Source organism: Actinophytocola sp. (assembly GCF_009379765.1).
Classification (GTDB): Bacteria; Actinomycetota; Actinomycetes; order Mycobacteriales; family Pseudonocardiaceae; genus Actinophytocola.
This window is the reverse complement of the sequence record NZ_WHTD01000021.1, coordinates 61,005-72,673: the sequence shown is the minus strand read 5'-3', so window position 1 is coordinate 72,673 and position 11,669 is coordinate 61,005. Positions and strand designations below refer to the sequence as shown.

Here is an 11,669-nt window from a genome sequence, read left to right as displayed (position 1 = left end):
GCTGCCGCTCATCCAAGTGCGGCAGGATCGTCCCGAACTTCGCCGCCAGGACCTGCTCATCGATCTCCACGACCATGGCCATACCAGAACCATGACAGAACAATCACGACATGTACAAGTTAATTTGAGACAATTCCTTAGCACTCGATTGGGTGGAGGCACAGTACCCCCGCAGGTGAGGAAGTATGGGCCATCTCCCGATGGGGTGAGTAACGGAAGCGCATCGAAGTCCGGATGCTGCCCGAGCAGCCGGCCGATACTGCCCGTCGGGGCGATAAATCCACTCGCGTCGATCACCCTGAGGAGTTCAAGATTTCCGTTATGTACACAGTCCGACGGGCGACGCCGGCCGACCTCGACGTGGTGATCGAGCTGATCGCCCGGCTGCAGGCCGACCCGGCACATCTCATCGCGTTCCACGGGGAGTCCGTCGAGGAGGTGGCCGAGGAGCTCGCCGGTCTGCGCCCCGACTGGGTGTCCGGCGCGGTCGTCGCCACCGACCGGACTGGCCGGGTACGCGGGGTCCTGAGTATCGAGGTCGACGACGAGCTGCACCGCGCCTACCTCTACGGGCCGTACGTCGACGTGCCCGCCAACCACCCCGCGGCCGCCCAGCTCTGGCAGGCCACCGCCGACGCCCTGTTCGACCGTGCCGACCGGCTGCCCCGGATGGCCGCGGTGACCATGTTCGACATGTTCGGGCACCGGCGGAACCGGCTGCTCGCCGACTTCGCCGCCCGCCACGACGTGGCCGTGGACAAGTCGATGCGCCTGTTCGCCCTCACCGGCGCCGACCTGCGGGCGCTGCTCGTCCGCCCGGCCGGCCGCTCGCCCGCCGAGGACCGGATCGGGCTCATGTCCGCCGACGCCGAGGTCCGCGCCGCGGTCGCCGGGCTGCACGACCGCTGTTTCCCGACCGCGCCGACCCCCGGCCACCGGCTGGTCGCCGACGGCTCCGTCCATACCGTGGTGGTCCTGCGCGACGGGGCGTCCGGCGTCTTGGGCTACGCGGCCGGCGTCACCCAGGCCGACGAGTACTACGTGGACATGGTCGGCGTCGACCCGGCCGTGCGGTCCCTCGGCGCCGGCCGGCAGCTGGTCCGCCGGCTGCTGGTCGAGCTCGCCACCCACACCGGCGCCCGCAACCGGGCCACCGCGCTGATCCGCCTGGGCAACGACGCGTCGGAACGGATGTTCACCGCGCTCGGCTTCACCCTGCACACCGAGCTGGTGAGCTACCGCAAGACCGACCACCACCCGGCGGCCGACCTGAGCGTCACGCAGCCTTAGCCGTCCGTTGCTCCGCCGGCTCCGGCGCCGGCCGGTCGCGGTGGCGCAGCGCGAGCAACCCGCCGACGATCAGCATGACCGCCACGCCGAGCGGGGTGTACCACCAGCTCACCAGGCTGCGCACGCCCTCGGCCGGTGCGGCCGCCGAGAAGTCGATCCGGACCGTGGACCACTCGCCGTAGCCGTTGGCCACCGGGTCGGTGGCCAACGGCCAGGCCGACGAACTTCACGCCCAGGATCACGAACGTCATCACCGCGACGGTGACCGCGAACGCGACGATCCCGTCGGTCTGGGTCGCGCGCTTGACGATCAGCCCGAGCAGGAACGCGCCGAGCAGCGCGCCGTAGGTGTACCCGGTGATCCCCAGCGCCTGCACCACGATCGGGTCGGCGGCCGTCTGGTTGGCCGTCGCGAACAGCCCCGCGCAGGTGATCAGCAGACCGGCCCAGATCACCGTCCAGATCCGGCCGAGCCGGAGCCGGTCGGTGTCGGACAGCGTGCGGCGGGAGATCCGCTCGTACCCGTCGGTCACCGTCGCCGACGCCAGCGCACCCAGCGACGAGGACAGGGCGGCGGCCAGGATGCCGGCGATCACGAACCCGGACAGGCCCGAGGGCAGCTCCGTGACGGTGAAGTTCGCGAACAGCTCGTCCTTGTTGCCCAGGCCGAGCCCGCCGGCCGAGACCGGGTCCGTGGGCACCGCCGCCTGGTAGAACGCCCACATCAGCACGCCGATGAACAGGAAGAACGCGAACTGCGCCAGCACCACCACACCGCTCGCGACCAGGGCCTTCTGCGCCGCGCGCACGTCCCGGGTGGACATCAGCCGCTGCACGATCAGCTGGTCGACACCGTGCGAGGCCATCGCCAGCATCGCGCCGCCGAAGAACGCGGCGACGAACGGAAAGCTGCCGGTCAGTGCGTTGGAGGAGAAGTCGAACACCTGGAACTTCGACGCGTCCATCGCGTCGCCGAACCACCCGTCCGGCAGCGACCCGGCCAGCGCGACCACCACGATGAGGCCACCGATGACGTACCAGAGCATCTGGATCGCGTCGACCCACACGACCGCGCGCACGCCGCCGACGAACGTGTAGAACACCATCGCGATGCCGAGCACGGCGACGATCACCCAGTAGGACGCGGTGATACCGTACGAGGCGAGTACCACACCTTGATCGGGATCGCGGTGGCGAACAGCCGGATGCCGTCCGCGAGCAGCCGGGTGAACTGGAAGGTCACCGACGCGGTCGCGCGCATCCCGTCGCCGTACCGCTTGCCGAGGAACGCGTACGCGGTGACCAGGTCGCCGGCGATGTAGCGGGGCAGCAGCACGAACGACACGATGATCCGGCCGACGATGTAGCCGAACGCCAGCGTCAGGTAGGTCATGCCGCCCGCCTGCTCCGGCGCCAGGTAGGCGACCACCGGCGCGGAGAGCACGGTCAGCGTCGACGTCTCCGCCGACACGACCGACAGGTAGACCACCCACCAGGAGATCTTCTTCTCGCTGATGAAGTAGTCGGTCGCCGACTTCTGCCGGCCGCCGATCAGGATGCCGAGCAACGGCATCCCGACCAGGAAGACCACGATGATCGCGATGTCGAGCGCGCGCACCGGCTACCTCCCGCTGATCGCCGGCTGGTTCACCCGCAGCCGGGTGACGGTCGTCGTCGTGGGTTCGGGCAGGCGCAGGGCGGCGCTGCCCGGGGTGATGCTGCCGAGCAGCCGCGGCCCCTTCGCGCCGGTGGCGCTCGGCGCGTTCGCCGGGATGCCCGACCAGGTCAGGAAGCCGAGCAGCGCGGTCAGGTACGCCTCCTTGGCGTCGCCGGGCAGGCCGAGCTCGTCACTGCCGACCAGCTCGGCGGGCGCGAGCAGCCGGCGCAGCGCTGCCCTCAGCGTCGGGTTGCGCATCCCGCCTCCGGAGGCGACCACCCGGGTCACGCCGTGTGCGCGGCACGCGTCGGCGACCGTGGTCGCGGTCAGCTCGACCAGCGTCGCCAGCAGGTCCGGGCCGCTGACCCTGGGCACCTTGGCCATCGCGGCTCGCAGATAGTCGGTGTGGAAGTGCTCCTTGCCGGTCGACTTCGGCGGCGGCGCCGTGTAGTAGGCGTCCGCCAGCATGATCTCGAGCAGGTCCGTGCGGCAGCGGCCCTGCTCGGCAAGGTCACCGTCGACGTCCTGCTGCCATGCGCCGTTGGAGATCATCCGGGCGGCGGCGTCGAGCAGCGCGTTGCCCGGCCCGGTGTCGAACGCGAGCTCCGGCTCGTCCGGCGTCACCACGGTGATGTTGGCGATCCCGCCGATGTTCAGCCCCGCGACGACGCCCGAGCCGGCCGGCGCCGTATTCCTGGCTCGATCCTGCGAGCAGATCTCGCGGTCCGAGGCTCGATCCTGCGAGCGGATCTCGCGCAACCACAGCCGGTCGAGCACGCTGGCGAGCGGCGCGCCCTGACCACCGGCCGCCACGTCCCGCGCCCGCAGGTCGGCGACCACCGGCAGCCCGGTGGCCTCGGCGATCCAGGCCGGCTGGCCGATCTGCATCGTGCCGAGCGCGTGGCCGTCCTCGACCCAGTGGAAGAGGGTCTGGCCCAGCGAGGCGACGAGGTCGGCCTGCCCGTCGGCGATCGCGCCGAGCGCGTCGTTCGCGGCGGCCGCGAACGCCTGGCCGACCTCGGTGTCCAGCCGGCACAGCTCCTCGGCGGTGCAGCCGCCCGGCGGCAGGGCCGCGAGCAGCGCGTTGCGCAGCGCGGTGGGGTAGGGCACCCCGGCGTGGCCCAGCGGCACGAGATCGATGGTCTCGTCGGTCAGGCGCAGCTCGGCCACCGCCACGTCGATGCCGTCCATCGACGTTCCGGACAGCAGCCCGATCACTCGGCACGAAGTCACGGCACTTGGGTATGACACCTCCCGGGCCGCCCGCAAGACGTGAGGTTAGTTCTTGACCAAATCGATGTCACGAACGGTTGAGTATTCTCCACGGAAGGTATAGACCAGGGCGATACTGTGGCACCCTGCGTCGGGGAGTGGGATTGGCCACACCCAAAGTTGAGGACACGAGGAGCGAGGATGACCAAGTTTTCGGCGGATTGGAGCAGGCGAAACTTCCTGCGTGGCGCCCTGGCCACCGGCGCCCTGGTGCTGCCGGGCTCGAGTGTGTTGGTCGGCTGTGCCACCTCCGGTGGCGGCCAGGAGGCGACCGAGGGCGAGACCTCCGCCGACAACCCGTTGGGTGTCCCGACCGACTCCCCCATCGAGATCTACATCTTCAACGGCGGCTTCGGCGACAAGTACGCGACCGACGTGCACGAGCCGATGTACAAGGAGAAGTACCCGAAAGCCAAGATCAACCACAAGGCCGAGGTCGACATCGCGGGTGCCCTGCAGTCGCGCTTCGTCGGCGGCAACCCGCCGGACTTCGTGAACGACTCCGGTGACGGGCAGATCCCGCTCGGCCAGCTCGTCTCCGACAAGCAGCTCTACGACCTCGCCGATCTCTACGACGCGCCGAGCTGGGACGACCCCGACGTCAAGGTGCGCGACACGCTGGTTCCCGGCGCGGTCGAGCAGGGCACGTTCGGCGACGCCCCCTACGTCATGCACATGGCGCTCACGGTATTCGGCCTCTGGTACAACAAGACGCTCTTCGACAAGCACCAGTGGGAGGTCCCCACCACCTGGGACGAGATGACCGCGCTCTGCACGGAGATCAAGAAGGCCGGCGTCGCCCCCTGGACCTACCAGGGCATCCACGCCCGGTACATGAACTGGCCGCTGCTCACGATGGCCGCCAAGCTCGGCGGCGCCGACATCCTCAAGGCGATCGACAACCTGGAGGAGGGCGCCTGGGGCAACGAGGCGGTCAAGGAGTCCGCCAACGCCCTGGCCGGCCTGCGCAAGAGCGGCTTCTTCCTCGCCGGCTCCGAGGGCATGGACCACATCCAGTCCCAGGGCCAGTGGAGTGCCGGCAAGGCGGCGTTCGTGCCGTGCGGGTCGTGGCTGGAGAGCGAGCAGAAGGACGTCACCAAGGGCGACTTCGAGTTCGCGTACATGGCCGAGCCGCTGCTCTCGAGCGACGCCGCGATGCCCAAGGAGACGCTGCGGGCCTCGCCCGGCGAGCCCTACGTGGTGCCGGCGGCCGCGAAGAACCCGCGCGGTGGCCTGGAGTACATGCGGATCATGCTGTCCAGGGCGGGCGCGAAGGGCTTCACCGAGCAGGTGTCCAGCCTGACCGTCGTCAAGGACTCCGCCGAGGGTGTGCAGCTTCCGCCGGGCCTCACCTCCGCGCAGTCGGCGCTCAAGGCGGCCGGCGACAACGTGATCAACTGGATGTACCCGACCTGGTACGGCGACATGGAGAACCCGGGTATCAACGCGGTCACCGGTGACCTGCTGGCCGGCCGCAAGACCGTCGACGAGTGGGCCGAGGGCTGCGAGGCCGAGGCCAAGAAGATCCGCGACGACGACTCCGTCACCAAGTACACCCGCTGAGTCCGGAGCGTTCGTTGTCGACCGACGTGTCCATTCGAAACACCGTGCCGCGCCGGCCGACCTCGAAGGCAGGTCCCGCCCTGCACCACGGGAAGAACGGGTTCGTCCTGGCCTTCCTGCTGGTGCCGGTCGGGATCTACGCCCTGTTCGTGGTCTCGCCCTACGCCCAGGCGATCTACATCTCGCTGACCGACTGGACCGGCCTCACCGCCAGCCAGACGTTCATCGGTTTCGACAACTACGTCCGCCTCATGGACGACGACCAGTTCCTGATCGCGTTGCGCAACAACGGGATCCTGCTGGTCGTCGTCCCGGCGGTGACGGTCCTGCTCGGGCTGTTCTTCGCGTCGATGCTCAACGTGGGCAGGCGCGGGCGGTCCGGCATCCAGGGCGTCCGCGGGTCGGGCGTCTACAAGATCGTCTACTTCTTCCCGCAGGTGCTCTCGGTCGCGATCATCGGTGTGCTGTTCAAGTACGTCTTCGCGCCGACCGAGGCAGGCGGGATCTTCAACGGCCTGCTCAGCGCGATCGGCCTCGACGCGCTCGCCAAGCCCTGGCTCGGTGACCCGAACTTCGCGTTCTGGGTCGTCGTGCTGGTGATGATCTGGTCGTTCGTCGGCTTCTACGTCGTGCTGTTCTCCGCGGCGATGCAGTCGATCCCGAAGGAGATCTACGAGGCGGCGCTGCTCGACGGCGCCGGCCGGTACACCACCTTCCGGCGCGTGACGCTGCCGCTGGTGTGGGACACCGTGCAGGTCGGCTGGGTGTACCTCGCGATCCAGGCGATGGACGCCTTCGCGCTCGTGCACATCATGCTGGGCATCAGCGGCGGGCCGTCCCGCGCGGGCGACGTGCTCGGCGTGGCGCTCTACCGCGCCGCGTTCAACCGGTACCGGTTCGGCTACGCCTCCGCGATTGGGGTCGTGCTGTTGCTGCTGACATTGCTGGTCGCGGTGCTGTTCCTGCGGGCGGCCCGGCGGGAGCGGGTGGAGCTGTCATGACGGCCGTTCAGGACCCGCCGGTGACCTTGCTGCCGCGGCCGCCCCGCCGCCGTGGCCCCGGGGTCGGTGCCGGCGCGGGCGCGCTCAGCCTGCTCAACGGGACCTTCCTGCTGATCTGGGGCCTGATCACCACGCTGCCGCTGCTGTGGGCGATCGTGTCGTCGTTCAAGACGAACTCGGAGTTCCTGTCCAGTCCCTGGTCGTTGCCGGACGCAGCGCACTTCGAGAACTACTCCCGGGCGTGGACGGTCGCGAACATCGGGCAGTATTTCGTCAACAGTGTGATCGTGATCGTCATTTCGGTGCCGCTGACCATGCTGCTGGGTGCGATGGCCGCCTATGTCTTGGCGCGTTACGAGTTCCGGGGTAACCGGGTGATCTACTTCGGGTTCGTGGGTGGGCTGATCTTCCCGGTCTTTCTCGCGTTGGTGCCGCTGTTCTTCGTGGTGCGCAACACCGAGAACCTGCCGCTGCTCGGTTCGTTGCTGGGGTTGAACAGCCACTTGTCGCTGGCGCTGGTGTATGTGGCGTTCTCGATGCCGTTCACGGTGTTCTTTCTGACCGCGTTCTTCCGCACCCAGCCGACGTCGATCGCCGAGGCGGCCATCGTCGACGGGTGCTCGCACTTCGGCCTGTTCTTCCGGGTCATGCTGCCGATGGCCAAGCCGGGCCTGATCAGCATCGGCCTGTTCAACGTGCTGGGGCACTGGAACCAGTACGTGCTGCCGGTGGTGCTGATGAACGAGCCGGACAAGAAGGTGCTCGCGCAGGGTTTGGCGGCGCTCGTGATCAGCCAGGGGTACCGCGGCGACTGGACGGCGTTGTTCGCCGGTCTGGTGATCGCGCTGCTGCCGGTGCTGATCGTGTACGTCCTGTTCCAGCGCCAGGTCCAGGCCGGCCTCACCGCGGGCGTACTGAAGTAGCGGCAGCGCCGTTGCTTTCGGTACGTGTCGCGGCCGATACTGTGCGTATCGATAACTCCGCGAGACAGGACAGTGCGATGGTCAGCAGCAGAGGATGGGAAGCAGACCCTGGTGCGACATTCACCCGCCGCCTCGGTACGCATCCGGCGAAGCTCGACGGCCCGCCGACGAACGGAAAGAATGGCTGCCCGGACATCTGGGAGCTGTCCAACGGGGACGTGGCGGTCATCGGTCGCGACCTCACCGACGAGTATGCTGACCGCCTACCGGACGGGGTGACGGTCGTTCATGACGAGCGCGTCGTCGTGATCCCGCGCGTCACGATTGTCGCAGCGAAGAGGGACATACCAGATGCTTGATCGAGTCCGCGAGGCAGCGGGCGAGACGTTCCGGCCTACCAAGGCGTACCTGGACGATTCGAGCCAGTACTGGGCGCGGATCGACCGGTTCGACAAGCTGGAGCGGATTCAGCATTTCCGGGAGCCGTATGACGCCAGTTGGCGCGCATTCGCGGCGGGCCGGTGGGAGGGGTCCCTCGAACTTACCGAGCGGAATCGACCCAACGTCGTCGCGGAGTTCGCCGAGGACGCCCGGCTGGGTTACCAGTCGTACCGGGTCCGGGTGGTCGAGTTCCCCATCGACCCGTACCTCCAGTGGGAGATGCACCGGTTCAAGGTTCGCGTCGAGTGCGGGGAGAACCTTCACGTCGTCGGTCCGGAGGCGGTCGCCCGGTTCGAGACGGGCGGTATCGTGCCTGAGCTGATCTTCATGGGCTCGCTGGCCATGTACGAGGTGCTGTACGACGAGACCGGCGTGCTGGCCGGCGGTCGCAAGTTCACCGATCCCGAGTTGATCGAGGGCTGCCGCGCCGAGGTTCAGGCGCTTTATGGTGAGGGCGAGGACTTCCGGACGTTCTTCGAGCGCGAGATCGCGCCGCTGCCGGCCCCGGTCGTCGAACCGGAGGTCAGCCCGACCGCCGGTTCGTGACCAGGCCGGAGATAGCTTTCGCAGCGTGGTCGATGGGACACTTTCTGTGTCCGCATCTGTTGAGAGGGGCCCGCTGATGACCGGTAATGGGTGGAGAGGATGGGAGGCTGACCCCGACGCGGCCTTCGTCCGACGATTTGGTAAGTCAGCCGAGGAACTGACGGACTCCAAGGGAAAGCAAGGCTGCCCTGACATTTGGGAGCTCTCGAATGGGGGCGTGGCTGTTGTCGGGCGCGACCTCACCGATGCGTATGCTGGGCGCCTACCGGAAGGTGTGACCGTCGTTCACGACGAACGACTCGTCGTGATTCCACATGCCATGCTCGTCGCCGCGAAGACAGACATCCCAGATGCTTGACCGGGTTCGCGAGGCACCGGGCGAAGTCTTCCGTCCGGTGCAGGCTTACCTGGATGACTCGAACCAGTATTGGCGTCGAATCGACCGATTCGACAAGCTCGAACGGATTCAGCAGTTCCAGGAGCCGTACGACGCCAGTTGGCGGTTGTTCGCGGTAGGCCAGTGGAAGGAGTCATTGGCACAGGCGGAACGCGAGCGTTCCTTGGTTGTCGCGGAGTTCGCCGAGGACGCAAGTCTGGGTTACACCTCGCACCGGGTCCGTGTGGTTGAGTTCCCGGTCACCCCCTACCTCCACTGGGAGATGCACCAGTTCAAGATCCGCGTGGAGTGCGGGGAGAACCTCCGTGTTGTTGGGCCGGAGGCCGTCGCCCGGTTCGAGACGGGCGGTATCGTGCCCGAGCTGGTCTTCATGGGTTCGCTTGCCATGTATGAGGTTCTGTATGACGATTCTGGGGTGCTCGCCGGTGGCCGGAAGTTCACCGATCCCGAGTTGATCGCCGGCTGTCGCGCTGAGGTTCAGGCGCTCCACGCCCAGGGCGAGGACTTCCAGACCTTCTTCGAACGCGAGATCGCGCCGTTGCCGGCTCCGGTCGTCGAACCGGAATTCAGCCCGACCGCGCGTTCGTGACCCGGCAGCGTGGCCGATCACGGCGCGCCGGAGCGTCAGCCGGCAGGGTCGTGTTCTTTGTGGCGATACTGCTACTCGTGGTCGTCTCGGTCGGTCTGGTCGTGCTGTCCCCGCTGGCGTTGCGTGCGCTCGACAATGGCGACCAGGTCGATTGGAATCGCCTGAGCGACATCGGCGAGACCTACGGCGCCGTGTCGGCCATCGTCGCCGCCGTCGCCCTGCTCGGCGTGGTCGTGTCCCTGGTAACTCAGAGCCGGGAGGCCAGTGCGGCACGCAAGAACGCGCGTCGCGGCCATCACGTCGAGCTGATGCGAATGGCGATGGACGATCCGCGCTATATGGAATGCTGGGGGCCATACCTGACCGACTCCTTCGCCGCCGAAGGCCAGTACACGTACGTCAACTTGGTCGTCGCGCACTGGTATTCGGAGTACGAGGTCGGCGAGATGTCGGACACCCTGCTCCGGGCTACGGCCACGAGTGTGTTCGCGAGTGCCCCGGGGCGCCATTACTGGCGGAATGCCGGGACCTTCTGGCGGGACAACTACTCAGGCCGACGGGCCAGGCGATTCCACCGGGTGCTGGAGGAGACCTACAAGGAGACGATCAAGAAGCTGCCGGCGACACCGCCGGCCACCGTCGCGCCCGAGTCACTGCCGGTGCCGGATGCGCCCCGCGCCGACCGGTGGTGGCTGACCGTGCTGGTGGCTGCGGGCGGTGGCGCGGCGGCTGCCCTGGTGGTGGTTCGGGCAGTCCGCCGCGCGCTGCGCGGTCACTGATCCTGGGCCGGCGTGGTGGCCAGCTCCCGGTGGGCGGCCGCGCCGAGGTCGACCAGCTGACTGAGATTGTCTCTGCCAAGCGTGATGACGTACTGGTCGCGGTGGCCGAAGTAGAGGGTCGCTAGATCGTTGTGGTGGTCGATCTGGGTGCCGCGCCGGCGCTGACCGAGCCGGCTTGACCTCCAGTTAGGTCGAGGTCCTAGCGTCGGTGGCATGCACGCGATCCGCCAGCACGAGTTCGGTCCGCCGTCGACCCTGCGGTACGAGGAGGTGCCCGACCCGGTGCCGGCCGCGGAGCAGGTTCGCATCCGGGTCGGCGCGGCCGGGGTGCACCTGCTCGACACGGCGATCCGGTCCGGCGTGGGCGGCGGCCCGTTCCCGTTGCCGGCACTGCCGATGACGCCGGGCCGGGAGGTCGCCGGGGTCGTCGACGCGCTCGGTGACGGGGTCGACCCGGCGTGGCTCGGCAAGCGGGTGGTGGCGTATCTCAACACGCAGCGCGGAGGGTACGCGGAGCTGGCAGTGGTCGCCGCCGCCGCGCTGCACGAGGTCCCGGCCGGGGTCTCCGACGCGGCCGCCGTCGCCACGATCGGCACCGGGCGCACGGCGATGGCGGTGCTCGACGACGCGCGGATCACCGACTCCGACGTGGTGCTGGTGCCCGCGGCGGCCGGCGGCATCGGCGCGTTCGTGGTGCAGGCGGCGCGCGACATCGGGGCCATCGTGATCGGCCTGGCCGGGCCGGCGAAGCTCGACGTGGTGCGCGGGCTCGGCGCCGAGCTCGTGTTCGACTACACGTCGGACGGCTGGCCCGAGGAGGTGCGGGCGGCGCTCGCGGACCGCGCGGTGACCGTCGTGCTGGACGGGGTCGGCGGGAAGGTGGGGCGGCACGCGATGGAGCTGCTCGGGGTGGCCGGTCGGCTGGTGATGTTCGGCTGGTCGGCGGGGTCGCCGCCGGAGCTGCGTGCGGAGGACCTCTACGGGCGCGGGCTGACCGTGTCCGTGCCGATCGGGCAGCGGATCATCGCGGTTCCGGGCGCGCTGCGGGCGTTGGAGGAGCGGGCGCTGGCCGAGGTGTTCGCGGGGCGGATCGTGCCGTTGACCCACGAGGCGATTCCGCTGGCGGAAGCCGCGCGGGCGCACACCGAGCTCGAGAACCGGGGAACCGTCGGCAAGGTGGTGCTCGTGCCGTGACCGACGGGGCTTGATGC

Annotated in this window: 14 protein-coding genes; 10 read left to right on the top strand and 4 right to left on the bottom strand. The window is 68.6% G+C overall.

The window, feature by feature from the left end; genetic code table 11:
- Positions 1–321: 321 nt before the first annotated feature.
- The gene (locus tag GEV28_RS09280; protein ID WP_291410677.1) at positions 322–1,290 is read left to right on the top strand and encodes a GNAT family N-acetyltransferase; all 969 of its coding nucleotides are present in this window, start codon (positions 322–324) and stop codon (positions 1,288–1,290) included.
- Here the strand turns inward: GEV28_RS09280 and GEV28_RS09275 are convergent.
- Genes GEV28_RS09275 through GEV28_RS09270 form a run of 3 tightly spaced genes read right to left on the bottom strand, consistent with a single transcriptional unit; the run spans position 1,287 to position 4,138 of the window.
- Positions 1,287–2,462: a hypothetical protein gene (locus GEV28_RS09275; protein WP_367115064.1), complete on the bottom strand. Its 1,176-nt coding sequence runs from the start codon at positions 2,460–2,462 to the stop codon at positions 1,287–1,289. The genes GEV28_RS09280 and GEV28_RS09275 overlap by 4 nt on opposite strands.
- On the bottom strand, positions 2,420–2,908 hold the full coding sequence (locus GEV28_RS42215) for a hypothetical protein (protein ID WP_367115063.1): 489 nt from the start codon (positions 2,906–2,908) through the stop codon (positions 2,420–2,422). Before GEV28_RS42215 ends, GEV28_RS09275 begins: the two co-directional genes overlap by 43 nt.
- Before the next feature lie 3 nt (positions 2,909–2,911).
- Positions 2,912–4,138 carry an anhydro-N-acetylmuramic acid kinase gene (locus tag GEV28_RS09270; protein WP_291410689.1) on the bottom strand — a complete coding sequence of 409 codons (1,227 nt, stop codon included), beginning with the start codon at positions 4,136–4,138 and terminating at the stop codon, positions 2,912–2,914.
- 222 nt (positions 4,139–4,360) lie between these two features.
- On the opposite strand from GEV28_RS09270, the gene ngcE reads away from it, so the two are divergent.
- From ngcE to GEV28_RS09230, 8 genes are all read left to right on the top strand, one after another.
- Positions 4,361–5,782, top strand: coding sequence for an N-acetylglucosamine/diacetylchitobiose ABC transporter substrate-binding protein (gene ngcE / locus GEV28_RS09265; RefSeq protein ID WP_291410675.1), 1,422 nt, complete (start codon positions 4,361–4,363; stop codon positions 5,780–5,782).
- Between the two features lie 14 nt (positions 5,783–5,796).
- Positions 5,797–6,783, top strand: coding sequence for a carbohydrate ABC transporter permease (locus tag GEV28_RS09260; protein ID WP_291410673.1), 987 nt, complete (start codon positions 5,797–5,799; stop codon positions 6,781–6,783).
- Positions 6,780–7,706 carry a carbohydrate ABC transporter permease gene (locus tag GEV28_RS09255; RefSeq protein ID WP_291410671.1) on the top strand — a complete coding sequence of 309 codons (927 nt, stop codon included), beginning with the start codon at positions 6,780–6,782 and terminating at the stop codon, positions 7,704–7,706. Before GEV28_RS09260 ends, GEV28_RS09255 begins: the two co-directional genes overlap by 4 nt.
- Before the next feature lie 77 nt (positions 7,707–7,783).
- Positions 7,784–8,065 (top strand): hypothetical protein, encoded by a 282-nt coding sequence (locus GEV28_RS09250; RefSeq protein ID WP_291410669.1) that lies wholly within the window; start codon positions 7,784–7,786, stop codon positions 8,063–8,065.
- Entirely contained in the window at positions 8,058–8,693 is a 636-nt protein-coding gene (locus tag GEV28_RS09245) for a DUF6879 family protein (protein WP_291410667.1), read from the top strand. Before GEV28_RS09250 ends, GEV28_RS09245 begins: the two co-directional genes overlap by 8 nt.
- 25 nt (positions 8,694–8,718) lie before the next feature.
- Complete coding sequence (locus tag GEV28_RS09240; protein WP_291410665.1) at positions 8,719–9,051, top strand: hypothetical protein; 333 nt, start codon at positions 8,719–8,721, stop codon at positions 9,049–9,051.
- Positions 9,044–9,679 (top strand): DUF6879 family protein, encoded by a 636-nt coding sequence (locus tag GEV28_RS09235; protein ID WP_291410663.1) that lies wholly within the window; start codon positions 9,044–9,046, stop codon positions 9,677–9,679. Before GEV28_RS09240 ends, GEV28_RS09235 begins: the two co-directional genes overlap by 8 nt.
- Before the next feature lie 77 nt (positions 9,680–9,756).
- Positions 9,757–10,458, top strand: a complete 702-nt coding sequence (locus tag GEV28_RS09230; RefSeq protein WP_291410661.1) for a DUF6082 family protein — start codon at positions 9,757–9,759, stop codon at positions 10,456–10,458.
- On the opposite strand, the gene GEV28_RS09225 is transcribed toward GEV28_RS09230, so the two are convergent.
- Positions 10,452–10,673 (bottom strand): hypothetical protein, encoded by a 222-nt coding sequence (locus tag GEV28_RS09225; RefSeq protein ID WP_291410659.1) that lies wholly within the window; start codon positions 10,671–10,673, stop codon positions 10,452–10,454. The two genes, GEV28_RS09230 and GEV28_RS09225, sit on opposite strands and share 7 nt — an antisense overlap.
- On the opposite strand from GEV28_RS09225, the gene GEV28_RS09220 reads away from it, so the two are divergent.
- Positions 10,672–11,652: a zinc-binding dehydrogenase gene (locus GEV28_RS09220; protein WP_291410657.1), complete on the top strand. Its 981-nt coding sequence runs from the start codon at positions 10,672–10,674 to the stop codon at positions 11,650–11,652. The two genes, GEV28_RS09225 and GEV28_RS09220, sit on opposite strands and share 2 nt — an antisense overlap.
- The last annotated feature ends 17 nt before the right edge of the window (positions 11,653–11,669 follow it).